The sequence below is a fragment of the Ornithinibacillus xuwenensis genome, from assembly GCF_039614845.1.
Classification (GTDB): Bacteria; Bacillota; Bacilli; order Bacillales; family Amphibacillaceae; genus Ornithinibacillus; species Ornithinibacillus xuwenensis.
On the sequence record NZ_JBDIML010000002.1, the window covers coordinates 519577 to 544182 of the forward strand.

21 protein-coding genes are annotated in these 24606 nt (G+C 37.4%); 13 read left to right on the forward strand and 8 right to left on the reverse strand.

The features are described from left to right. Positions 1–129: 129 nt before the first annotated feature. From cls to ABC228_RS08425, 3 genes are all read left to right on the forward strand, one after another. Positions 130–1572: a cardiolipin synthase gene (gene cls, locus ABC228_RS08415; protein WP_345824671.1), complete on the forward strand. Its 1443-nt coding sequence runs from the start codon at positions 130–132 to the stop codon at positions 1570–1572. Positions 1573–1630: 58 nt separating this feature from the next. Further along, the gene (locus tag ABC228_RS08420) at positions 1631–2155 is read left to right on the forward strand and encodes an acyl-CoA thioesterase (RefSeq protein ID WP_345824672.1); all 525 of its coding nucleotides are present in this window, start codon (positions 1631–1633) and stop codon (positions 2153–2155) included. A 184-nt stretch (positions 2156–2339) separates the two neighbouring features. Then, positions 2340–3761 (forward strand): alanine/glycine:cation symporter family protein, encoded by a 1422-nt coding sequence (locus ABC228_RS08425; RefSeq protein ID WP_345824673.1) that lies wholly within the window; start codon positions 2340–2342, stop codon positions 3759–3761. A 76-nt stretch (positions 3762–3837) separates the two neighbouring features. On the opposite strand, the gene ABC228_RS08430 is transcribed toward ABC228_RS08425, so the two are convergent. Next, positions 3838–4929, reverse strand: coding sequence for a hypothetical protein (locus ABC228_RS08430; RefSeq protein ID WP_345824674.1), 1092 nt, complete (start codon positions 4927–4929; stop codon positions 3838–3840). A gap of 141 nt (positions 4930–5070) precedes the next feature. On the opposite strand from ABC228_RS08430, the gene ABC228_RS08435 reads away from it, so the two are divergent. From ABC228_RS08435 to hutG, 5 genes are read left to right on the forward strand one after another with little or no spacing between them, the layout of a single operon-like run. After that, the gene (locus ABC228_RS08435; protein ID WP_345824675.1) at positions 5071–5214 is read left to right on the forward strand and encodes a hypothetical protein; all 144 of its coding nucleotides are present in this window, start codon (positions 5071–5073) and stop codon (positions 5212–5214) included. Beyond that, complete coding sequence (hutH, locus tag ABC228_RS08440) at positions 5195–6721, forward strand: histidine ammonia-lyase (protein WP_345824676.1); 1527 nt, start codon at positions 5195–5197, stop codon at positions 6719–6721. The genes ABC228_RS08435 and hutH overlap by 20 nt, the downstream gene beginning before the upstream one ends. Beyond that, positions 6714–8366, forward strand: a complete 1653-nt coding sequence (hutU, locus tag ABC228_RS08445) for a urocanate hydratase (protein WP_345824677.1) — start codon at positions 6714–6716, stop codon at positions 8364–8366. Before hutH ends, hutU begins: the two co-directional genes overlap by 8 nt. A gap of 12 nt (positions 8367–8378) precedes the next feature. Continuing rightward, positions 8379–9632, forward strand: coding sequence for an imidazolonepropionase (hutI, locus tag ABC228_RS08450; RefSeq protein WP_345824678.1), 1254 nt, complete (start codon positions 8379–8381; stop codon positions 9630–9632). Next, the gene (gene hutG, locus ABC228_RS08455; RefSeq protein WP_345824679.1) at positions 9629–10582 is read left to right on the forward strand and encodes a formimidoylglutamase; all 954 of its coding nucleotides are present in this window, start codon (positions 9629–9631) and stop codon (positions 10580–10582) included. Before hutI ends, hutG begins: the two co-directional genes overlap by 4 nt. 34 nt (positions 10583–10616) lie before the next feature. On the opposite strand, the gene ABC228_RS08460 is transcribed toward hutG, so the two are convergent. Continuing rightward, positions 10617–10955, reverse strand: coding sequence for a winged helix-turn-helix transcriptional regulator (locus ABC228_RS08460; RefSeq protein WP_345824680.1), 339 nt, complete (start codon positions 10953–10955; stop codon positions 10617–10619). A gap of 296 nt (positions 10956–11251) precedes the next feature. Between ABC228_RS08460 and ABC228_RS08465 the strand changes: the two genes are divergently transcribed. After that, the gene (locus tag ABC228_RS08465; RefSeq protein WP_345824681.1) at positions 11252–12496 is read left to right on the forward strand and encodes an aminopeptidase; all 1245 of its coding nucleotides are present in this window, start codon (positions 11252–11254) and stop codon (positions 12494–12496) included. Between the two features lie 138 nt (positions 12497–12634). Here ABC228_RS08465 and ABC228_RS08470 read toward each other — a convergent pair whose 3' ends face one another. Continuing rightward, entirely contained in the window at positions 12635–13033 is a 399-nt protein-coding gene (locus ABC228_RS08470; RefSeq protein ID WP_345824682.1) for a hypothetical protein, read from the reverse strand. Positions 13034–13107: 74 nt separating this feature from the next. Between ABC228_RS08470 and ABC228_RS08475 the strand changes: the two genes are divergently transcribed. Further along, positions 13108–13545 carry a hypothetical protein gene (locus ABC228_RS08475; protein ID WP_345824683.1) on the forward strand — a complete coding sequence of 146 codons (438 nt, stop codon included), beginning with the start codon at positions 13108–13110 and terminating at the stop codon, positions 13543–13545. A gap of 88 nt (positions 13546–13633) precedes the next feature. Here the strand turns inward: ABC228_RS08475 and ABC228_RS08480 are convergent, their stop codons facing one another. After that, positions 13634–14440, reverse strand: a complete 807-nt coding sequence (locus tag ABC228_RS08480) for a YitT family protein (RefSeq protein WP_345824684.1) — start codon at positions 14438–14440, stop codon at positions 13634–13636. A gap of 473 nt (positions 14441–14913) precedes the next feature. Beyond that, positions 14914–17058: a DNA helicase RecQ gene (gene recQ, locus ABC228_RS08485; protein ID WP_345824685.1), complete on the reverse strand. Its 2145-nt coding sequence runs from the start codon at positions 17056–17058 to the stop codon at positions 14914–14916. A gap of 358 nt (positions 17059–17416) precedes the next feature. Between recQ and ABC228_RS08490 the strand changes: the two genes are divergently transcribed. Continuing rightward, the gene (locus ABC228_RS08490; RefSeq protein ID WP_345824686.1) at positions 17417–19249 is read left to right on the forward strand and encodes a cation:proton antiporter; all 1833 of its coding nucleotides are present in this window, start codon (positions 17417–17419) and stop codon (positions 19247–19249) included. 49 nt (positions 19250–19298) lie between these two features. On the opposite strand, the gene ABC228_RS08495 is transcribed toward ABC228_RS08490, so the two are convergent. Then, positions 19299–19478, reverse strand: a complete 180-nt coding sequence (locus ABC228_RS08495; protein WP_345824687.1) for an SE1832 family protein — start codon at positions 19476–19478, stop codon at positions 19299–19301. A 96-nt stretch (positions 19479–19574) separates the two neighbouring features. On the opposite strand from ABC228_RS08495, the gene ABC228_RS08500 reads away from it, so the two are divergent. After that, positions 19575–20423: a GNAT family N-acetyltransferase gene (locus tag ABC228_RS08500; RefSeq protein WP_345824688.1), complete on the forward strand. Its 849-nt coding sequence runs from the start codon at positions 19575–19577 to the stop codon at positions 20421–20423. Positions 20424–20485: 62 nt separating this feature from the next. Here ABC228_RS08500 and ABC228_RS08505 read toward each other — a convergent pair whose 3' ends face one another. Beyond that, on the reverse strand, positions 20486–21568 hold the full coding sequence (locus tag ABC228_RS08505) for an AI-2E family transporter (protein WP_345824689.1): 1083 nt from the start codon (positions 21566–21568) through the stop codon (positions 20486–20488). 196 nt (positions 21569–21764) lie between these two features. Between ABC228_RS08505 and ABC228_RS08510 the strand changes: the two genes are divergently transcribed. Next, positions 21765–23495, forward strand: a complete 1731-nt coding sequence (locus ABC228_RS08510; protein WP_345824690.1) for a phospho-sugar mutase — start codon at positions 21765–21767, stop codon at positions 23493–23495. An 84-nt stretch (positions 23496–23579) separates the two neighbouring features. On the opposite strand, the gene ABC228_RS08515 is transcribed toward ABC228_RS08510, so the two are convergent. After that, on the reverse strand, positions 23580–24548 hold the full coding sequence (locus ABC228_RS08515; RefSeq protein ID WP_345824691.1) for a DUF4003 family protein: 969 nt from the start codon (positions 24546–24548) through the stop codon (positions 23580–23582). Between the last annotated feature and the right edge of the window lie 58 nt (positions 24549–24606).

Here is a 24606-nt window from a genome sequence, read left to right on the forward strand (position 1 = left end):
TTCTGTATAAACGAATTTTGTCGGAAGTATGCTATAGTATAATGTGAAATAATTTTATTAAATGTTCGATTGTTAACAAATGTCGATAATAGAAGAAGATTGTAAATTGAAAACAAAGGGGTAATCGGGATGGAAATTATGCCCTATCTATTAATAGCATTTATCATTTTTAACATTGCTTTGGGGTTATCGATAGTATTTCTAGAGCGTAAGGATCCATCCGCCACATGGGCATGGTTAATGGTATTATTATTCGTTCCCGTCATTGGATTTTGTCTTTACTTGATATTTGGAAGAAGGCTGAGTGGAAAGCGGATTTTTACTTGGGATGCAAAAGCAAAGCTAGGTGTCAAAACAATTGTTCAGTCGCAATTACGTGCATTAGAAAATGATGAATTCCTCTATAAGCATGATGATTTAGCAGAGTATAAGGATTTATATTATTTGCATCTGCGGAATGATGATTCCATTTTCACGCAAGATAATCACGTGGATATTTTTGTCGATGGAGAAGAAAAGTTTAACTCGCTTCTAATGGATTTGGAAAAAGCAACGGATCACATTCATTTATTGTATTACATTATTCGTCATGATGAACTGGGGCAACGAATTGCAAATATGCTTATTAAAAAAGCGGCAGAGGGTGTGGAGGTTCGCGTGCTGTATGATGACTTAGGCACCCGTTATCTCAGACCGAAGTATATTCGCAACCTACGGAAAGCGGGTGTACAGGTAGAGGCGTTTTTCCCTTCACGCATCCCAAAGATAAATTTTAAGATTAATTATAGAAATCATCGTAAACTAGCGATTATTGATGGAAAAATAGGTTATATTGGTGGATTCAATATCGGGGATGAGTATTTAGGAAAAAGTAAAAAATTTGGATACTGGCGTGATACGCACCTAAAGGTTTGTGGTGAAGCGGTACAAAGTATGCAAACGCGCTTTATCTTGGATTGGAATCAAGCATCTCGTGATGATATTATTTACGATGAGCGATATTATACTTCAGTTCCGGGTGGTAATGTTGGCGTACAGATCGTTTCTAGTGGCCCTGACTCAGATTGGGAACAAATCAAAAACGGTTATATTAAGATGATTATGTCTGCCAAAAAATACGTATATATTCAGACGCCTTACTTTATTCCAGATGAAAGTCTAAAGGATGCGATTCGTATCGCTGCATTGTCTGGAGTTGATGTCAAAATCATGATTCCAAATAAGCCGGATCATCCTTTTGTCTATTGGGCGACGTTATCATACGTTGGTGATATGCTTGAAGCAGGTGCTGAGGTCTATATTTATCAAAAAGGATTTTTACATTCCAAAACGATAATCGTAGATGGTAACATTGCCTCAGTTGGTACTGCAAATATAGATGTGCGAAGCTTTCGATTAAATTTTGAAGTGAATGCTTTCTTATATGATAAAGGCTTAGCGAACCGATTAGTCGAAGCCTTTCATGATGATATAGAACATTCCACTCAGATGACGAAGAAATTATATAGCAAAAGATCCCTTGGAATTCGGATTAAAGAATCAATATCTAGATTGATTTCGCCAATACTATAAAGAATCAGTCAATACGTGAGTGGTAAGAATACAACAAGAATAATTTGGAGGAATCATAATGGAAAAAAAGCCATGCTCAAGTTCATTAGCTGTAAAAACGTCACATGTCTTACCACCTGATACAAACTATCATGGGACATTATTTGGTGGTATATTGATGGCGCATATTGACGACGTCGCTGCAATTGCTGCTGTTCGTCATGCTAGAAGAGCTGTTGTAACAGCATCAACAGATTCTGTGGATTTTCTCGAGCCAGTAAAAGAAGGAAACTCCATTTGTATTGAAGCCTTTGTCACATGGACAAGAAACACTTCCATGGAAGTGTTTGTAAAAGCCGTTGCAGAGGATTTGTTGACCGGTGACAGGAGAGTTTGTGCAACTGCCTTTCTAACGTTTGTCGCGGTGGATGAAGACTTGCGTCCAGTTCCAATACCAGAGGTGTTTCCTGAAACGGAATCAGAGAAATTATTACACGAAGGTGCGCCACTTCGTGCGGAAAGACGGAGAGAACGCAGAAACAATTCAAAAGAATTTGCCGCTCGATTTGGTACGAAGTATCCTTGGAATCAGAGAAATATGTAACCAGAATCAGATAATAGCTGGATTTTCCCAGGTATTATCTGCTTTTTATTTTACAACCAGAATAAACTATGAAAAAATACCGAATAGTGTATCATAACTCATTTTTATGAGGGATTCTCTCATATTTGGTTATGCTATCTAATAGGAATAGAATGAATATCTTTTTCCTGGAAGGAGAGAAATTGTGAGTTTCTTAGAAGATATAATAGGTTATGCAAATGATGTACTTTGGTCTTATGTCTTAATTATTGTCTTAATTGGTTTAGGTTTATATTTTACAATACGGTCAGGTTTCGTACAATTTTTGAACTTCCCAGAAATGTTGCGTGTTATTTTTGATAAGCGTGCAATAAATGCCTCTGGGAAAAAAGGAACCTCATCCTTTCAAGCATTTGCAATAAGTGCTGCCTCAAGAGTAGGTACTGGAAATCTAGCTGGGGTTGCATCTGCAGTAGCAATCGGGGGTCCTGGTGCTGTTTTCTGGATGTGGATTATTGCCCTGCTTGGTGCTGCATCTGGATTTGTTGAAAGCACATTAGCACAAGTGTATAAGGTGCCAGAGAAAACGCAATATCGAGGTGGCCCTGCGTACTATATGGAGAAGGGGCTAAAGAACCGGTGGTTAGGTATTATCTTTGCCATCACCATTACCTTCACGTATGGACTGGTATTTAATTCCGTGCAATCGAACACAATTAGTTTAGCGTTTGAAGGGGAATTTGCAGTTGATGGAAGTATTGTGGCTATTGTTTTACTTGTCTTAACAGCTGCCGTAATATTTGGCGGAATTAAGAGTATTGCAAATGTATCTCAAATAATCGTTCCAATTATGGCTATTCTTTATCTTGTCATTGCCTTCTATGTTGTTATCTTAAATTTGGGCTCCATACCAGATATTTTTTCATTAATATTTGCAAACGCCTTCGGAATTAGAGAGATAGCAGGTGGCGGATTCGGTGCAGCAATTATGATGGGGATTAAACGTGGTCTATTCTCTAATGAAGCGGGTATGGGTAGTGCGCCTAACGCAGCAGCAACTGCAGAAGTATCCCATCCTGTCAAACAAGGCTTAATTCAAGCGTTTGGTGTGTTTTTTGACACATTACTTATATGTAGTGCTACAGCATTCATTATTATTTCAGCTGGAGGCTATGAAGGAAGTAAACTAGATGGTATTCAAATCACTCAAAATGCTTTCACACAGCATATTGGCGATTGGGCAGGAGCCTTTCTTGCTATTGCGATCTTCTTATTTGCTTACAGTTCAATCTTAGGAAATTATTATTATGGTGAAAGTAATATAGGCTATATAAAAGATAGCCCAGGATGGCTGTTAGTTTATCGGTTAGCTGTATTAGCAATGGTTGCTTTTGGAGCAATTGCTAGCTTCGACTTCGTCTGGGCATTAGCCGATCTAACAATGGCGATTATGGCATTGATTAACCTCTATGCCATAACGAAACTATACAAAATTGTGCACCGTGTATTAAAAGACTATCGCGATCAGCGAAAAGCTGGAAAAGATCCTGTATTTACTCGAGATATTTTAGAAGATTCTAGTGGAGTAGAATATTGGGAATCTGGTCAAGTTAAGGGGAAAGAGTAAAGAGTGAGTAGAATTTAGGCTATCTCAAAGGCATGCAAACCTTTTTGAGATAGCCTTTTTTATTGGTTGGCATTATTTATGATTTATATCGTTTGCGAAAAGGAAAATTATATATCAATAGTATTACTCCAATGAGCGATTGGATTAAAAATACAGGTGAATAATTAATGTCACCATAGTAGTGTAAAGGTCCGTATGGCGATAATGTACTATTCCGTAATAGAAAGGTTTGATAATGATTCCGCTCGGTAAATTTAAATGATTCCGTTACCTTCATACCAGTCTCATCAAATTGATAATACGAATACGCAAGATCCTCAAGCTTTGCGGATGAAGTGCTAATTTTCTCAGGAGTGTTTTTTAGCATGACGATAAAAAGTTCTTTGTCCTTCGAATTATCATGTAAAGAGATGAAAGAAATCTGTCCATAATATCGTCCAAGACCTTCCCATTCAGTGCGAATAGGGTTTTCGTATAAAGTAGCAACTTCCTGATCATTAACAAGAACAGATAAATCACCAAGTATTACTTTGTTTTCCCATTGATCGAAATAAGGTTTCCGATTCTTTGGTATTACTTCCTCAATGGATATGGTAAACTCACCTATTGTATAGATAGGAGTGAGAGATGGATTGCTACTGAAGTGAGTTAATATTTCATAATCATGCTTCAATTGCTTTTCCTTCAAAAATTCCATTGCTGTTAAAGTGGAATAAGGGATACTAATAAAAAATAAGACCGTACCACTACTAAATAGTAATGTCTTAGAAGTGAATTTTTTAAAACGTATGAGCTCATCAAATATCCAAAAGAAAATCAGAACGATTAGAGCTACAAATAGGCTCCCATTAATCTCAACTAAAAATAAGTGATAGAAAATGTTGCTTGGGAAAAAGATACCATACAATACACCGAAAACAAGATGAATAAGGAAGGCAAATAACGAGCGTACCTTACCAATCATATTTTTTGTAATAAAATCTGAAAGAAGTGTAGCTACTATTGCATATAGAAGGAGTGGAGATGGTAACCATATAGTTTCAAGTATAAATCCCAAGCTGTTCCATAAGATAAAATCGCCTTGATTCTGTAGTGATACAAGAACTAATGCGGATGTAAGACCGAATATATATCCAAAGCATACCGAAACAATTTTCCGTTGATACACACGATTCACCCCTCTAATAGTATCTATTTACTTCATACTACTCTAAGCTTACCTGTTTTCATATTGAAAAACTATTGAATTATTATTAGGAAGCGCTTACAATGTAAATAATACGAAAATTTAAATAAAAGAGGTGCAGGAATGAGTATCATTCACGCGCATTTTAATCAAAAGCAAAATATGCAAGGAGGCTTGGTTTTATACAAAGCCTCCTTTTTCAATGCGCACTTTATCTTAGTAAAGCACTGCTTTGGAGGTGTATCAAATGGTACTGTTAACTGGTAATTCATTATCATTAGAGGATATAGAGAAGGTTGTTTATCACGACGAACCAGTTGGGTTATGTGAATTACAAAAAAATAGGATTGACCAAAACCGTCAGACAGTGGAAAGTATGCTGACTGATAAAACAATTATGTATGGCATCAATACAGGGTTTGGCAAATTTAGTGATGTTCTAATAGGTGAGTCAGATTTAGAATCTCTTCAGTTAAATTTAATTCACTCCCACGCATGTGGTGTAGGTAATCCATTTGATGAAAGGATTAGTAGGGCAATGCTATTGCTTCGTGCCAATGCATTAGCTCAGGGCTACTCCGGGGTGAGATCAGAATTAGTGGAACAATTTTTACATCTGATTAATGCTAAAATTCATCCTGTTATTCCTGAGCAGGGATCACTCGGAGCTAGTGGAGACTTAGCGCCACTTTCACATTTAGCCCTTGTATTGCTTGGAGAGGGTGAGGTGTATTATGAAGGAAAACGTATCGAGACACAGATTGCCTTCCAAAAAGAAGGGCTTCAAGCAATTACATTAAAAGCAAAGGAAGGTTTAGCACTTATTAATGGAACACAAGCGATGACGGCTGTTGGCGTTATCAGCTATCTAGAGATGAAGAAATTATTGTATCAAAGTGAAGTAACTGCAGCAATGACGTTAGAAGGTCTAAATGGGATTATCGATGCATTTGATCAAAACTTGCACAGAGTACGTGGCCATGTAGAACAAATGGCTGTTGCAGAGAGAATTCGAGAGATGCTTCTAGATAGCAGGCTGACAACTTCTCAAGGAGAATTGCGTGTCCAAGATGCCTATTCGTTACGATGTATTCCGCAGGTGCTTGGCGCATGCTGGCAGACCTTTCACTATGCAGAAGAAAAGCTTACAACAGAAATTAATGCTGTAACAGACAATCCATTAATTTTTTCGGAGTCCAATCAAGTCATCTCGGGTGGTAATTTTCATGGACAACCAATTGCATTTGCAATGGACTTTTTAAAGCTAGGAATTGCAGAGTTAGCGAATATTTCTGAAAGAAGAATTGAACGTCTTGTGAATCCGCAATTAAATGATCTTCCGCCTTTCTTAAGTCCAAATCCTGGTCTGGAGTCAGGTGCGATGATTATGCAGTATAGTGCAGCTTCACTAGTGTCGGAAAATAAAACGTTAGCACACCCAGCAAGTGTTGATTCCATCCCATCCTCAGCAAACCAAGAAGATCATGTAAGTATGGGAACAATTGCTGCTCGCCATGCCCTAATGATGCTCCAGAATACAAGACGTGTTATCGCCATAGAATTAATATGCGCTATGCAGGCGGTCGAGTATAGAGGAATTGAAAAAATGGCTGAAGATACGCGGAAGTGGTATGACCAAGCTAGAAAGATTGTTTCAAGTATTAGAAAGGATCGGATTTTCGCAACGGATATAGAAAACTTAACAGCTTGGTTAAAAAATTCTGGAGATAGTTCTGTCGAATTAAAAAATAGAGAGGTGGAGGTATATGAATAATATGCAAATTCGTGCTAAGAAAGGATTGGAATTAGAATGTAAGGGCTGGGAGCAAGAAGCTGCTCTTCGTATGCTTTATAACAACTTAGACCCAGAAGTCGCAGAGAATCCGGAAGATTTAGTGGTTTATGGTGGAATTGGTAAAGCAGCACGAAATTGGGATGCTTTTCAAGCAATTGTTAATACACTTCGAAACCTTGAAAATGATGAAACAATGCTAGTGCAATCAGGAAAACCAGTTGGTGTATTCAAAACGCATCGTCATGCACCGAGGGTTCTTTTAGCAAATTCTGTACTGGTACCGAAATGGGCCAACTGGGAGCATTTTCATGAACTCGATCAAAAAGGGTTGATGATGTATGGACAGATGACTGCTGGAAGCTGGATTTATATCGGTACACAGGGGATATTACAAGGAACTTATGAAACCTTCTCAGCTGTTGCCAAAAAGCATTTTGGTGGTTCACTGAAGGGAACGATTACATTAACAGCTGGACTAGGTGGTATGGGTGGTGCACAACCACTTGCGGTTACCATGAACGAAGGTGTCGTGATTGCGGTAGAGGTGGATAGAAGTAGAATTGAGAAGCGACTAAAAACAAAGTATTGCGATGTCATGACCGAGAGTGTTGATGAGGCAATTACATTAGCGCAAGAAGCAAAGCAAGAGGGGAGAGCATTATCGATTGCGTTATTAGGTAATGCAGCAGAGGTCCACTATGAATTGTTACAAGCAACGGTACAAATTGATATTGTAACAGATCAAACGTCTGCACATGATCCATTAAATGGGTATATTCCAATTGGTTACACAGTTGAAGAAGCAGTAGCGCTTCGTAAAGCAGATCCAGAAAAATACAAGACACTTACAAAGCAAAGTATGGCTAAGCATGTAGATGCCATGTTAATGTATCAAAAAAGAGGCTCCGTTGTATTTGATTACGGAAACAATATCCGCCAGGTTGCAAAGGATGAGGGCATTAAGCATGCCTTTGATTTTCCGGGATTTGTTCCAGCCTATATTCGTCCGTTATTCTGTGAAGGAAAGGGCCCGTTTCGTTGGGCAGCCTTGTCAGGAGATCCAGCAGATATTTATCGAACAGATCAATTGATCAAGGAGCTTTTTCCAGAAAATGAAGCACTAAATCGCTGGATTGATATGGCACAGGAGCGTGTCGCGTTTCAAGGGCTTCCATCAAGAATATGCTGGCTTGGTTATGGGGAGCGAGTGAAAATGGGCCTAGCAATCAATGATCTAGTTAGAAAGGGCGAACTAAAGGCACCAATTGTTATCGGGCGAGATCATTTAGATTGTGGTTCAGTAGCTTCACCAAATCGGGAAACCGAGGCGATGAAGGATGGCAGTGATGCAGTTGGGGACTGGGCAGTCTTAAATGCCTTAATTAATACTGCAGCAGGAGGATCATGGATTTCGTTTCATCATGGGGGAGGAGTAGGTATTGGGTATTCCTTACATGCTGGAATGGTTGCTGTTGCGGATGGGACAGATTTGGCACAGGAAAGACTAGAACGAGTTCTCACGACTGATCCAGGTATGGGAATTATTCGACACGCAGATGCAGGCTATGATATGGCACAAGATTTTGCGAAGGATCACGATATTACGATTCCAATGCAAAAATAAGGGGGGAACGAAATGGAAGTAGATATTCTTATTACTAATATTGGTCAGCTATTACCAATGGATAAAAAGGGCCCAGTTAAAGGCGCTGATATGGGCGAATTAACCGTCTGGAATGATGCGGCGGTTGGTATTAAGGGAGAGCAAGTAGTCTGGATAGGTTCATCGAAGGAAGCTAAGATTTTAAAGGCTTCTCAAACGATAGATGCAAATGGAAAACTAGTAACGCCGGGTTTAGTTGAGCCACATACACATTTAGTTTTTGGCGGTTCTAGAGAAGAAGAGATGGCTCTAAAGCAACAGGGTGTCCCATATTTAGACATATTAAAGCAGGGTGGAGGAATCCTTTCGACCGTAACCGCTACACAAGAGGCCTCACAGGAGGATTTATTAGAAAAGGCGTTATTTCATTTGGATCGAATGGCGATGCACGGTATAACGACAGTGGAGGCAAAAAGTGGTTATGGATTAAACCATGAAACAGAGTTAAAACAGCTAAGAGTTGCGAAAGAAGCAGGTAAACAACATCCAATTGATATCGTATCCACCTTTTTAGGAGCACATGCGATACCGACAAACTATAAGGAAGAGCCAGAGGCATTCCTGGACTATATGAGCGAGCTATTCGATGTAATAAAACAGGAAAATCTAGCAGAATTTATTGATATCTTTACTGAAACAGGCGTGTTTTCAGTGGTTCAATCCAGACGCTATCTACTAAAGGCAAAGGAGAAGGGTTTTGGGTTGAAAATCCATGCCGATGAAATCGATCCCCTAGGTGGGACGGAGCTAGCTGTTGAACTTGGAGCAATAAGCGGTGATCATTTAGCAGTAACCTCTGATGAAGGCATTCAGAAGCTAGCAAACTCAAACACGATAGGTGTTATTTTACCAGGTACTAGCTTTTACCTTGGGAAGGATGATTATGCTAGAGCTCGTGAAATGATTGATGCAGGGGCTGCTATTGCTATTTCAACTGACTTTAATCCAGGGAGCTCTGTGACGGAAAACCTGCAGCTCATCATGTCTATTGCGGCCTTAAAATTAAAGATGTCGCCAGAAGAAATCTGGCATGCGGTCACCATTAATGCCGCACACGCTATTGGACGCGGAGGAGAAGCGGGAATGATTGCAATCGGGAAAAAAGCGGATATTGTTCTCTGGGATGCTCCAAACTACAAGTATATCCCGTATCATTATGGTGTTAATCATACGAATACCGTTATTAAATCAGGAGAGATAATCTATGAAAGGCAGGCGATTCGATGACCGACATTCGTCATCTTCGTCCTGCTGGAAAAGCTATCTTTAAGGACCGCTATACGACGAAAGCAAAGGAACTATTAACAGAATGGAATTCTGGAAAGACTGCTAGATATGGAATGATAGGGTTACCATTATCAAAGCCTTCCATTAGTCATTCGGGAGCAGCATTTGCTCCGAATACAATTCGAGAAGCATTACAGAGCTATTCGAATTATTCTGGAGAGAAACAGATAGAGTTAACAGATGAAATCATTGATTTTGGCGACCTGATAATGAATCCAACTGATATTATCGGCAATCAACAAAGAATTTATGAAGGACTATCGGACATCTTTCAAACGGCTGCAGCCGAAAACTGGCTTTTACTAGGTGGTGACCATTCAGTAAGCTACTCGGCGATTAAAGCTTTTCAAGAAACACATACTAATGTGGGAATCATTCAATTTGATGCACATCATGATTTACGAAATACAAAAGATGGAGGTCCAACAAATGGAACGCCATTTCGGAGATTATTAGATGATCAAATCGTATCAGGTGAGAATATCGTTCAAATAGGTATCCGTGATTTTACGAATGCAAAGGCATATCATGATTATGCGATGGAACAAGGAATCACCATCTATACGATGGAGGATGTAAGGGAACAGGCGATTTCAACTATCGTGAGAAATGAAATAGATAAATTAAGTAATCGAGTAGATGCTGTTTATTTATCCGTTGATATGGATGTATTGGACCAAGCGTTTGCGCCTGGCTGTCCAGCAATAGGTCCTGGTGGAATGAATAGTACAACGTTACTACATGCAATAAATAAGGCTGCGCAATATGACATTGTAAAGGCAATGGATATTGTTGAAATTGATCCTACTATCGATTTTCGCAATATGACCAGTCGAGTAGCGGCCTATGTACTATTGGAATATATGAAAGGTAAAAACTCGCTAATATAAAAGCGTGGATCATTTATAGGATCCACGCGAAATTCTATTGGCTATTAGTAATATGCTCGTTTACTTCTTCAGGATTTATCCAATCATCCGCCCATTTTTGAATATCTTCAATAACAGGTCGAAGTGACTGGCCCTTTTTCGAAAGAGAATATTCAATACGAACTGGGAATTCAGAGTATATTTTGCGTTCAACGATGCCTTCTTTTTCAAGCATTTTTAGACGATCGGAGAGTAATCTTCCACTAATCGGTAGGTTTGATTCCATTTCAGAAAAACGTTTTGCTCCGGTTAGCATTTCAAACAATATTAAACCGACCCATCGCTTACTTATAATTTGCATTGCTTTTTCAAATCGCGGACAGAGCTCACTCATGATGATCACCTCATTATTATGGCATCGAAAGCGTTACATTAGCTTACAAAAAGTAACCTACAATAATTTTAACATAACCTTTTCGTTGTGTAAAATACAAGAATTGACATCAAATTGATAAAAGAGTATAAGTTATTTGGCTATTTTGTTATTTTGTGAAATAATAACTGTAAAGTGAAACGACATTCTATATTCGGGAATGTTTGCTGAACAAATTGACCCTTTTCAAAGCGAGAGATGGGACAATATCTAATCGGAAGTGTAACGAAATAAATATTTTTATTGGAGGCTATAAAATGGTATCTCAACAAATTCAAGAAAAATATGCGGAATTAGCTCTTCGTAAAGGTGTTAATTTGCAAAAAGGGCAAGCCCTAATGATAAACTCCACCATTGAGGGAGCTGAGTTTACGAAGATTGTTGCGAAAAAAGCATATGAAATAGGTGCAAAAGATGTACATATTAACTGGGCGGATGATGAGCTTACTTTATTAAAATATCAATATGCACCAGAAGAAGTAATTGCTGATTATCCGGAGTGGAAGGTTAAGCTTCATGACTCGTATGCAGAAGACGGAGCAGCTGTGCTATCGATTCGTTCGACTAATCCAGACTTATTAAAGGATATTGATCCAACGAAGGTTGCTAAAGCAAATAAAGCAGCAGCTCAAGCAATGAAAAATTTCCGTAAATATACCATGAACGATAAAATTACGTGGTCGATTATATCTATTCCTACTGGAGACTGGGCACAGAAAATCTTCCCTGATAAGTCACGTGAAGATGCAATGGCAAGTCTTTGGGAAGCAATTATTAAGATTGTTCGTGTGGATCAGGAGGATCCAGTAGCTGCATGGGATGAACATAATGCTACACTAAAAACAGCTCGTGAAATTCTAAATGAAAAAAATTATAAAAAGCTAGTTTTCAAAGCACCAGGAACAGATTTAGAAATGGAGCTTCCAGAAGGTCATATTTGGAAGGGTGGATCTGCGGTATCTGAAAAAGGAATTACCTTTAATCCAAACATGCCGACTGAGGAAGTATTCTCCATGCCTCATAAATATGGTGTGAATGGAACGGTATCAAGCACAAAACCATTAAACTATGGAGGAAGTCTAATCGATAATTTCTCTCTAACGTTTAAAGATGGTAAAGTAGTGGACTTTAAAGCGGAGCAAGGCCAAGATACATTAAAACATCTGTTGGAAACAGATGAAGGAGCAAGTCGCCTAGGAGAAATTGCACTTGTACCACATGAATCACCAGTTTCACAATCAGGGTTAATTTTCTATAATACGTTATTTGATGAAAATGCTTCCTGCCACATCGCACTTGGCAAAGCATATCCAACAAACCTTAAAGGTGGATCTGCGATGAATGAAGAGGAGCTCGATAAGTCTGGCGTAAATGATAGCTTAACACATGTTGACTTCATGATTGGCTCTGAGAAGCTAGATATTGATGGTGTTCTAGCAGATGGGACAACAGAAGCCGTATTCCGAAATGGTACTTGGGCTTTAAATGTTAAAGGAAATTAATGAATGTACGAACTGCTGCACAATGCTTGTGTAGCAGTTTTTTTATAAGGAGTTATGTAAAACTTCAGTCTATTTCATGTATAATGAAGAAGGAGGTAATGGTTCTACATACTAATGGAATGATTGGAGCTTACTCATTTAGTGAACCTCTATCTGACAGCCACCCTTTGTTTTGATACCTTCCATTCTAATTACATAGGAATGCTCATTTGGAATAAATGTAATTTCCCCTTCAGAATTCAAGTTGTATTTTTCTTCAAAAATGGCATTTTCCTGTTTCGAAAAAGTACGACCAATGAGAAGAATAAATTGACCTTGTTCCACCGTAATGTGGTAATGTATTGTTACTTTTTGACCTGGTGTAAATCGAAACGTAGAATCCTGTATCCCGTTAAAGTATTGATAGGAAAGCGATACTTTCCGATTTCCTTTCTTATATACAAAGCCTCTTTGTTGGGAAATCGAAAGAACGCCTTTTTTAACAAGAATCATAATGATGATAAAGAATAGTATGAACAGAATAGTAGATTCCAACAACTTTGCTCATCCTTCCAAAAGTTTTACTATCCAAGTATTACATAAGAAATGATAAATATGAAGGAGGATTTCTTTTGACTTATCATGCAAATACAGAAAGAGGACCACTAGTTTTTCTTTTGATTATCGATCTATATATGATTGTTTCAGTAATAGGTAGAAACTTTTATTTAGCATTTTTTATCTTTCAGGTACTACTCATAATCTTTACATTTTTAGTAATCTTTCTTCGGTTTGAGCTAAGCCTAAAGGAAGACATGCTAACCTTTCGCACTTTTTTATTTGCGATGACGGTATATCAAAAAACAGTGGAATCACAAGAAATTAATCAGATCAAGTTCAAGCGAATTGGCTGGGGACATAAGTGTGCGACTATAAAAGTGAGTGAGGGATTTAACTTACGCGTTGCTAACTTTCATCCGAAAACCATTTATAAGGATTTGAATGAATATGCAAATCACTATAATATAGCGGTTACGAAAACGAAAGATTTTAAACGCTTGGAGAAGTAATAGTAGATGATTGCTTTCATAGAGCGTGCTACTTAATACATTTAATATGCCAGATAAGCATCCTTATCTGGCAATGTGTAAGTTCTTACTAATTCTTTGCGAACGCACCGTCAACCTCCACTGTTTCATAAACATTTATAAAGGCCTTGTCGTCATATTTGCGGACAATGTTTTTTATTTGCATGGTTTCATAGCGCGTAACAACCATCATTAATATCTGCTTTTTCTCTAAGGTATATCCTCCGTATCCATCTGTTATCGTAATGCCGCGATAAATGGATTGCAGTAACTCTTTTCGGATTAAATCTCCTTTAGTCGTTACAATCTGCATGGTTAATTTAATATGACTGGTATGAATTTTGTCAATAATTCTTCCTGATAAATAAATGGACAGTAATGTGTACAATGCAATGTTCCAATCAAATATCGATCCTGAAATAAGAACAATCGTCCCATTCATGGCAGTTAGTAGTAGACCAACACTAATATTACTTATTCGCGAAATAATGATAGCGATAATATCTAATCCACCGGAAGAACCTGAGTACTTAAGGATAATTCCAATTCCAATACCACAAATGACACCACCAAATATAGTGGAAAGTAACACATTATCTGTTACAGCCATAACTGGCAAAAAATATAAAAAGATGGATAGAGATACGACACAAAGAAGTGTGTTCATCGTAATTTCTCTTCCAAGCTTAAAGTAGCTCAATAGGATTAAAGGAATATTTAACACGAGGTTTAATAAACCTGTATCAAAAGGTGTAAGTAAGCCTAGTAAGATAGCGATTCCACTAATCCCACTACTTAATATTTGGTAGGGAACGAGAAAAAAATTAAACGCAAATGCGATAATCAATGATCCTAAAATAACGATAACGTTTTTCATAGTATGTAATCTCCTTTGATGCTGAATGAAAGGGTTGGTGCATGAAAATATCAGCATGCTCTTTTTTAGTATGAACAACCCTTCCAGATATAATTAATCTTTAAATTGAATGGTACAGGTAGAGAAAATTTTTATATCAGAAAAAAACTCGTCCACGAAAGGGACAAGTTAAAATCTCGATACGAAGCTTTGATTTCAATATGTTAGCTACGATTGGGATGGATACTCCCAATAGTCAAGATTTTGGATGAAAATAAATTTAGCGGAGAAGGTGGATAATACTTTAACACTTTATTTGGGTAAAATAAAGGTATCAAATCATAATAGCTTCGTCAAATTCGAAGTCTTTGTAATCAATTTGTATTCGAGTTCTATTCTTTACCGTCATTATCTTTATAAAGGCGCAGGAGAACATATTCTAACTGGACGAACACAAAAGAAGAAGCCATACTTTTCGTACAGCTTCTTCCTAACTACATGAATCCATTCTTTACTAAAACAGCTTTTATCTTCGTATAGTCATATTCTTCTGGTAATATTTCCTTTAACGCTTTTAGTTTTGGTTCAGCGATTTGGTCTCTTGCGGCAATTATTTTGGTTTCTTCTTCTGCATTAAAAAAGATATTCCAGGCAATTGGGTAGCCATCCTGAAATGCCTTGAACAAATGATTTTCAATCGTCATCGTCGTCATGTCTCGAATTACCGCAATATCCTTAATGGATTTACCAGTTTGAAAAAGCTTATAGCTTTCTAGATGGCTAGGACCTTCCGTCTCACTTTTTCTTGTCTTCGGTGCTGCAGGGGAGCCAGATATTTTCACTCTTGTCTTTGCCTCTGGGTGTTCAGTACGCCACTTTTGAATGACTTGTAAAAACACTTCTCCATATTGGTCATATTTTTTCTCACCAATACCTTTGATTTGTAGCATATCTTCTTTTGTATCCGGGAAGTAACGGCTCAATTCTTTTAACGTTGCATCAGAGAATAGGACATATGGTGGAATATTATTCTCATCCGCTATTTCCTTCCGCAATGCACGTAACGACTCAAATAGATCCTTATAATAATCGTCATCTTCACCAGTTGGAATAGGGGCCGTGTACATATCAACCGTACGCTTTCCCTTTAACACTTCTACGGAGTTTTGATTTAATTTTAATGTAGGAAATTTGCCTTCCTCTGTTGCAAGTAACTGCTCTGCTACTAAAAAGTGAATTCGTTCCGTTAATTCCTTTTCTGTATAAGCAGACATCAATCCATAAGTTGATAGTGTGTGCAGGTTGAATTCCTGGATTTTCTTATCCTTGGAGCCTTTTAGAACTTTAGCTGTCATGCTAACTCCAAAGCGTTCACCCATTCGTTTTACACAAGACATAATCATTTGCGCTTCTTCTGTAATATCTGTTTTCTCTAAATGGTCAACACAATTGCTACAACTACCACAATTTTCTTGGTTCGTCCTGTCCTTAAAATAATCTAGAATAAATTTACTTAAACAGCCTTGTGTATGACAATAATTGACCATCGATTGCAACTTTCGGTATTCCTGCTGCTTAGCATTTTCATCCATTAATGATTGCTCAATAAGGAACTTTTGCAACTGAATGTCCTGAGGAGAAAATAGTAGGATACAGTCACTTGCTTCTCCATCACGTCCGGCTCTACCAGCTTCCTGATAATAGGATTCGATATTCATTGGCATTGCATAATGAATGACATACCGTACATTTGATTTATCAATTCCCATACCAAAGGCATTCGTAGCAATCATGACCGGTTTTTCATCGTGAAGAAAAGATGTTTGAGCGAGCTTTCTTTCCGTTTCAGACATACCAGCATGATATTTAGCAACCTGAATATCACGCTTTTCTAATTGCTCAAATAATGTATCAGCTTGTTTTCGAGTGGCAGTATAAATAATACCTGATTTATCAGGGTTTTCTTCAAGGAATGCTCGAATATAGGTTGTGCGATCTTTCCCCTTTACAATATGGAACGCAAGATTGTCTCTTGCAAACCCTGTATTAATAACATGCTGTTCCTCGATTTGGAGTAACCCTTGAATATCCGTAATGACTTCTTCTGTAGCTGTAGCAGTGAGAGCCATAAATACTGGAATATTACGTAGTCGCTTCAAATTGGGAACAATCGAGCGATAGCTCGGTCGAAAATCGTGTCCCCACTGGGAAATGCAATGTGCCTCGTCAAAAGCAACTAATGCAATCTTAATTTTTTTCATGACATTTACAAATACAGAAGACTCGAATCGTTCCGGAGCAACATAAACAAATTTATAACGACCTGCTGCTATATCAGTCATACGTCTTTCCAGCTCAGTAGAAGTTATGGAACTATTAATAAAGGTAGCAGAGATTCCTAATGCCAGAAGGGAGTCAACCTGATCTTTCATCAGTGAAATTAATGGGGATATAATGATGGCAGTCCCGTCACGGGCTAAACCTGGAACCTGGTAGCATATGGATTTTCCTCCACCGGTAGGCATAACTGCTAGTGTATTTGTTAAAGACATTACTTTATCAATTACCTCGCTTTGACCAGGGCGAAACGATTCATAGCCAAAGTAGGTTTTAAGAATATTTTGTTGTTCTGCAATCATGCTGCTCCTCCTCTCAACTGTTAATCCTATCACAATCTTAGAACAGAAACGAGTTCTTATTTTTGGAATATAAGTGTTAGATTCGCAAATAAAAGGAATTAATGTAGCGCGCTAATGGAAGATTTTTATATTTATATTGATATATAATTAAATAATAGATAAAAGTGGATACTATAAATAAAAGAAAGAACGATAGAATCAAATGTTTGTTTCCTGTTGCCAGAGAAGTTGAAATGCTGGCAACTTGGTTATATTTAACATGACACGAAATAGTCGTCTCGATTTAAGAATAAAATTGTTTACTTTTTTTGCGGGTACATTTAGAATGACCATATATTTGAAAAAAAGGGGGCACGAAATGGTACCGTCTTTATTATTGGAAGTCATGCTGATCTTCTTTCTAGGGATTGGTTCACAATGGGTGGCTTGGCGTTACCGTATGCCAGCGATTGTTGTAATGGCCGTTACGGGTCTATTAATTGGTCCAATCTTAGGCTTCATCAATCCAGAAGAAGACTTTGGCAATCTTTATCATCCGATTATTTCTGTTGCAGTAGCAATTATTCTATTTGAAGGAAGCCTTAATTTAAGCTTTAAAGAGCTACGAGGACTTGGAAAACCGGTTTTCAGAATTTCGACATTCGGTGCTTTTATTGCATGGATTTTAGGCTCGCTTACTGCACATTATATAGCAGGTCTTTCGTGGGCTGTGGCATTTGTCATCGGGGGCTTATTTATCGTGACAGGCCCAACCGTTATTATGCCATTACTACGCCAATCAAAACTTAAGCCTCGACCTGCAAAAATCTTAAAGTGGGAAGGTATCATTGTTGATCCTATTGGAGCATTATTGGCTGTTTTTGCATTTGAAATTATAGCTTATTTAACTGCTAATGATCCTGATGGAACAAAACTATTGATGTTCTTAGCGGCCTCTATTTTTGCGGGAATATTTGGTTGGTTTTGTGGACGTGGAATTGGCTGGATGTTTGAGACAGGATATATTCCAGAATTCCTTAAATCACCAGCAGTATTTACCGTGGTAATCCTGTGCTTTACAGTTGCAGATGAAATTATGCATGAGACAGGACTACTATCCGTTACTGCAATGGGGATTACACTCGCCAATATGGGCATATCATCCGTTGCTGATATGCGACACTTCAAGGAAAACATTTCTATTCTATTGATTTCTGCAATTTTTATTATGTTGACCGCTTCCTTACAATTAGAAACCATTCTTCATATTTTTAGTCCGAGTATAATTGGCTATGTAATATTGATGATGTTCCTAGTTAGGCCGCTGTCTATCTTTGTATCGACGATTGGTACGGGGTTAACATTCAATGAAAAATTATTAGTTGGCTGGATTGCTCCAAGAGGAATTGTGGCACTGACAGTTTCGAGTTATTTTGCTACGATCCTACTGGCAGCTGGCTATCCAGATGCAGAAATTCTAACAGCCTTAACGTTTGGTCTCGTATTCTTTACCGTTATCGCGCATGGCTTCTCCATTGGATGGCTAGCGAAAAAGTTGAATTTATCGGTAGAAGGAAGACCAGGTACGTTAATTGTTGGGAGCAATGTATTTACGGTAGAGCTTGCAAAATCACTTGCTAAAGTAAATGTTCCGATAATTATCGTGGATAATTCATGGGAAAGATTAAAGGTTGCTAGAGAGGCAGGCGTTCCTTTTTATCACGAGGAAATGTTATCCGAGCAGACAGAATATCATTTAGATACGATGCCTTATGAGTATTTAATTGCGGCAACGGATAGTAGATCGTATAATTCCTTAGTATGCACGACCTTTATGCCAGAGTATGGACGGACGAATGTCTTTAAAGTGAGTCCTTATGATAAGGTCTATGGAACGACTACTGAAATTGTTTCAAAAGTTGGTGGAAGAATTCTTTTCCGAAAGGAAGTTAACCTAGAAGACTTAATTGATAAGATTAATAACGGGTTTGTTTTACGTCAAACTACTATCACGGAGCAATATACCTATAAACAATACCGTGATGAAAAAGACGAAGAAACTGTCTTCTTATATATCATTAAACCATCTGGACAAATTAAATTTTACTCAGAAGAAATGCGTACAGTACCAAGTAATGGTGATATTATCGTAAGTTTAATGCCTAGGAATAAAGAAAAGGCTAAGATTCAAGCTAGATTGGAAAGTGAATAAAGTAATACAAAAGGAGCATTTGCCTAGTTTAGGGCAATGCTCCTTTAATTTATTCAAATGCTTCTAGTTTCTTGTATACTTCCGCAATTTCTTCTTCTAATCGCACTAATTGTTCTTGGGCAGAAGAAGCTCTACCACGAACGTATTCTAATTTATCTAAGTCACTTTGAATGCGAACATAATCAGATTTTAATTCAGCTAGTTTATCTTCAAGTTCTTGTTTTGTCATCGAATCACTCCTCCATTACAGTGTAGCGTTTCCCTCTTTACAAAACAATTAATTACGTTAAAATAGATTCAATTACGATAAAAAGGGGGGCGTTATATGAAAGTATATCTTGAAACATCGATAAATCGCTATTTAGAAAAAGTAGAAAATGTATTGTTAGAACAAGAGGTTAACAACAACTTAATGCTTGGATTATTAGAAAGAGGAAGAAACAACATTGGTATATACACAGACGGTATACGATTAGGGATTGTGGAAGAGGATGGACAAGTAATTTATGCTTTTATGCAAACCCCTCCAAATAAATGGATATTGGCAAAAATCGATGGGATTGATCAGAGGGTCATTCCAGCGATCGTACAATTTTTAGATCGTCATAAATATCCTGTACCTGGTGTGCTCGGTCCAGAAGAGCAGGTAGAGGAGTTCGTGAAACGATGGAAGAACTTGTCTAAAAAGAAGGCAATCTTACATATGAAACAATTAATCTATCAATTAGACAAGGTAAAGGTTACACCAAATGCAGAAGGGAAACTAATACTAGCAATCGAAAAGCATCTTCCAATTATTCGAGAATGGTTATATCATTTTGGACTTCAAGCTAATATGAACATTTCAAAGCCGCACGCCGATAGTATGGCAAGGAATTACATTCAAAATCAATCTCTATTCCTTTGGGAAGTGAATAATCAAATCGTTTCTATGGCAAATAACTCCAGAAGGTCCAGAAATGGAGCAACGATTAATGCAGTATTCACACCAGATGATCAGAAGCGGAAAGGACATGCTACTAGTGTTGTGGCTGGACTCTCTCAACAACTATTGGATGAGGGTTTTCGGTTTTGTAGTTTGTATACAGATACATTAAACCCAACTTCAAACAGCATTTATCGAAAGATTGGATATTATGATGTAGGCTCATCAGTCGAATATTATTTTGAATAAGCTTGAGCACACATCATTGTTAAAGTAAAAAAACAGCGACAAACAAAGTTTGTCGCTGTTTATTAAATTAAGGCATCTTCCTTATTTTTTCTCGTATCTTTGTATGTTTCATAAAAGTGCACAATAATTGCCTTAACAACTGCATAAAATGGTACTGCAAAGAGAATACCAATGAACCCTGCAATACTACCTGCTGCCAAAATAATCGTAATGATGGTTAGAGGATGAATACGTAAGGCACGCCCCATAATATTTGGTGAGATAAAGTTCCCTTCAATTTGCTGCGCAATAATCATGATGATGGCAATCCATACGACATTCATTGGGTCCTGAAATACGCCGACAATAGCTGCTGGCACGACAGCGATAAATGGTCCAACAAATGGTACCACACACATAATCATACCGAACAATGCAAGTGTCAAGGCGTAATTTAAATCAATAATTAAATAGCCGATAAAAAGCATAATCCCAATGCTCAAGCTGACTAGCAATTGCCCTTGGATATACGCCGATAATGTATGATCAATCTTATATAACAGGCTTCTTAAATTGCTTGCTTTTTTGTCCTCGAAAATTTGTGTCACGAAAGGAACAAATTTTTCATCATCTTTGAGCATGAAGAATAGGAAAAATGGGACTAATACAAGCGCAAAAACAAATCCAATAACCTGACTAATGAAGCTAAATAGGAAGGTCATAAACCCTTCGATATAGGTTTGCATATTTGCCATCATATCGTCGATTGTGTCATAAACCTCTTTTGGAATGATGTTTTGATTCTTTTCAACGTAGTCAATTACTTCCTGTGCACCAGATATCATTCCAGGCATATTATCCATGAATCTTGTAAATTGATCCTGGGCAACTGGTATGATGAACATCGTAAATACGTAGCCTATTAGAATGAACAAGATAAACACGATAACAATTGCTAAAAACTTTGGTGTTTTATATTTTATTAAAAGCTTCATTAATGGTTTGGCTAAATAATATAATAGCCCAGCTGCAATAAATGGAAATGCAACGGCCCCAATGTATTTCAATAATGGATCAAATATAAACCGAGTTTCATACAATAAATAGATTAATAGAAATACTAATATTAACGCAATTAAGGTTTGGAACCAACGCTTCTTCGTCATACTCATCACACTTTCTAAGTTATTATGGTTAATCTTATAATATTTTTTTAGAGAATGCACTTGTAATTTACATAAATCGAACATATTAAATTATTTCCTTCATTAAAGGAAATTAAACCCTATTTACTAGTCTGTTAGATTCTTCGTTCGTTTTATGTTAAAATTTGAGCATATATTGTTTTTGGAGGATAACCCTATGAATAATTGGGAGTCAGTCTATCATAAATGGAACACATTTCAAAATCTTGATCCCGAGCTTAAGAAAGAATTAGTGAGTATAGAGTCGAATCAACTAGCATTGGAAGATGCTTTTTATAAAGAATTAACCTTTGGTACAGGTGGGATGCGCGGTGTACTTGGAGTCGGTACCAATCGAATGAACATCTATACGGTACGTAAAGCAGTATATGGTTTAGCATCCTATTTATTAAAAAACTCCGTAAATGTAAAGGATCGTGGTGTAGCGATTGCATACGATTCAAGATATAAATCCCGAGAATTTGCAATTGAAACAGCCAAAACACTTGGAGCGTTTGGAATTAGGGCATATGTCTTCCATTCGATAAGACCAACTCCTTTATTGTCCTTTGCTGTTCGTTATTTAGGTACAGCTGGAGGGGTGATGATTACTGCAAGTCATAATCCACCAGAATATAACGGCTTTAAGGTCTATAATGAAGACGGCGGACAAATGATTCCAGAAGAAGCAAACCAAATTATTCAAGAAATACAAGACATTGATAATGAATTGGACATTCCAATTATAGAGCAACCAGAATTAGAAGAAAAAAAATTACTGGTTTGGGTTGGCGATGGAGTGGATAATGCTTATTTAGAAAAACTAAGCCTTATCACCAAATTAAGTCATGATGAATGTAAACAACCGAAGGATTTAAAAATTGTATTTACACCACTTCATGGTACAGCGAGTGAGCTAGTTCCAGCTGGTTTAAAGCAGCTAAACTTTGACCAGGTTTCAGTAGTTGAAGAACAAATGGTTCCTGATCCGGAATTTTCAACAGTGTCATCACCAAACCCGGAGGAACATCAAGCGTTCACCATGGCTATTGGTTTAGGAAAAAAGGTAAATGCAGATATTCTATTAGGAACAGATCCAGATGCAGACCGTTTGGGAGTTGCAGTGAAGACGAAGTCAGGTGATTATACCGTTTTAACAGGAAATCAACTTGGAGCACTATTAATTGATTATATTCTTTCCCATACCAATCCAGTACTTTTAGCTAACGATCGAGTAATCAAAACGATTGTAACATCTGAATTAGGGAAAGCAATTGCAGAATCTTATGGTGTTAAGACAATAGACACTTTAACTGGTTTTAAATATATTGCAGCAAAAATTCGCCAATTCGATACCACAGGTGAAGCGTTTGTCTTTGGCTATGAAGAAAGCTACGGTTATTTAATTAGTAGCTTTACACGTGATAAAGATGCCATTCAGGTAGCGGTAATGGCAAGTGAAATGGCGGATTATTGGAAAAAACAAGGAATGACCTTACTCGATGCATTAGAATCGCTATATAAGAAGCACGGATACTATCGAGAGACAATGTCATCGCTAACTTTAAAGGGTAAAGCGGGTGCAGAAAAGATTTCGCAAATTATGCATACAATCCGTGACAATCCTTTAACGGACATTGCAGGACTAAAGGTAGAAATGCTAGAAGACTATTTAGTTGGAAAGCGATATATTAATGCTAGTAGTACAATTGAAAAAATTGATTTGCCGGCAGAAAATGTTTTGAAATTTACTTTAGCGAATGATAGCTGGGTGTGTTTAAGACCATCTGGCACAGAGCCTAAGATTAAGTGTTACTTTGGAACATGTGGCGTAAATGAGTCTGAAAGCGAAGCAACGCTTAACCAATTAAAAGATTATATGAACAACGTTATGCATCAAATTATATAATAGAAAATCATCCCATCGAAGGGATGATTTTTTTCTATCGAATCCTATGCAGATTGCTGAAACTATTCGGTAATTGATTTTACGTCAACTGCCACTATTGTTATTGGAAGCAGCGGTTGAGGCGGCTATTGTTGCAATCATGACGGCTTGTTGTGCTTGTAGAATAGCTTCTAGTATTGTACTCAAGCTCGTTTCAGCTAACCCCTTGTGATCCAACTTATCATGCACAAAGAAGCTAGTGGCCATCATCACATTCATATCCTTTTGCCATTTAAAATCCTTTTGCTCATTCAAAAAGGTATACATCGCTTTTATATGTTGCATATCGAACTCTTCCTGTGGGAGCAATGCAAGCATACCAATAACTGGATAATAGCTTGTTTTCGGTTTAATCCCCGCATGATTAAATGAATCCATTACATACTGGGCACGGCTTATAAGGATATTTTTACTTACATCTTTCCCAAGAGCAAGAATATGACTTAGGAACTGCAAATCGTTTCCTTTTCGAAATCCACTTTTACTTAGGTCTTCATAAAACCCCTCAATATGCTGAATTATATTAGGGGTTTCTTCGAGTGCTAATAATGTTGCTAGTGGATAGTCTTCACTTGAAGTTAAAAATAGGTGCTCCTTCTTCATGCCATCATAGATTTCTTTCATTCTTTCAATTTTTTGTTCTGGATTGGTTGTATTATTGATGATTAGAATGGAAGCGGCAATATAGGTATACGTTCCACTGCTTAATTTCTTTTCTCGAAACCTATCGTATAAGTCAAATAGCTGTTGGATTTTTTCATCCGGTTCCTCAAAGTTAACGTCAAATATTGCGGCAGTTGTAAATCTTGCATAGGATCGCATGGATGAAAAAAGACTAGCATTACGCTTTATTGTTTCAGCTAGATCCAGAAATCGATTCATTCTTAATTCTTTTTCATGAAGAACATAAATAGAGGAAATTGTCATTAGTATCCGTTTGTCAGAGACCTTCCATTTTAGCTGTTGTTTCAATTCCTCATAATAGTTCATATAGTTGTCCATCTTTGTATTCATCTTCCATCCCCTTTCTTTCTACTTAGTATAGTATACGGTTACCAACCTAAAATAGATT

Coding starts and splice junctions, on each gene's coding strand:
- hutH (WP_345824676.1), top strand. CDS start 5,195: ATGGTACTGTTAACTGGTAATTCATTATCATTAGAGGATATAGAGAAG.
- ABC228_RS08515 (WP_345824691.1), bottom strand. CDS start 24,548: ATGAATACAAAGATGGACAACTATATGAACTATTATGAGGAATTGAAA.
- cls (WP_345824671.1), top strand. CDS start 130: ATGGAAATTATGCCCTATCTATTAATAGCATTTATCATTTTTAACATT.
- ABC228_RS08510 (WP_345824690.1), top strand. CDS start 21,765: ATGAATAATTGGGAGTCAGTCTATCATAAATGGAACACATTTCAAAAT.
- ABC228_RS08490 (WP_345824686.1), top strand. CDS start 17,417: ATGGTACCGTCTTTATTATTGGAAGTCATGCTGATCTTCTTTCTAGGG.
- ABC228_RS08500 (WP_345824688.1), top strand. CDS start 19,575: ATGAAAGTATATCTTGAAACATCGATAAATCGCTATTTAGAAAAAGTA.
- ABC228_RS08505 (WP_345824689.1), bottom strand. CDS start 21,568: ATGACGAAGAAGCGTTGGTTCCAAACCTTAATTGCGTTAATATTAGTA.
- hutI (WP_345824678.1), top strand. CDS start 8,379: ATGGAAGTAGATATTCTTATTACTAATATTGGTCAGCTATTACCAATG.
- ABC228_RS08480 (WP_345824684.1), bottom strand. CDS start 14,440: ATGAAAAACGTTATCGTTATTTTAGGATCATTGATTATCGCATTTGCG.
- ABC228_RS08420 (WP_345824672.1), top strand. CDS start 1,631: ATGGAAAAAAAGCCATGCTCAAGTTCATTAGCTGTAAAAACGTCACAT.
- ABC228_RS08435 (WP_345824675.1), top strand. CDS start 5,071: ATGAGTATCATTCACGCGCATTTTAATCAAAAGCAAAATATGCAAGGA.
- ABC228_RS08465 (WP_345824681.1), top strand. CDS start 11,252: ATGGTATCTCAACAAATTCAAGAAAAATATGCGGAATTAGCTCTTCGT.
- ABC228_RS08460 (WP_345824680.1), bottom strand. CDS start 10,955: ATGAGTGAGCTCTGTCCGCGATTTGAAAAAGCAATGCAAATTATAAGT.
- recQ (WP_345824685.1), bottom strand. CDS start 17,058: ATGATTGCAGAACAACAAAATATTCTTAAAACCTACTTTGGCTATGAA.
- hutG (WP_345824679.1), top strand. CDS start 9,629: ATGACCGACATTCGTCATCTTCGTCCTGCTGGAAAAGCTATCTTTAAG.
- ABC228_RS08495 (WP_345824687.1), bottom strand. CDS start 19,478: ATGACAAAACAAGAACTTGAAGATAAACTAGCTGAATTAAAATCTGAT.
- hutU (WP_345824677.1), top strand. CDS start 6,714: ATGAATAATATGCAAATTCGTGCTAAGAAAGGATTGGAATTAGAATGT.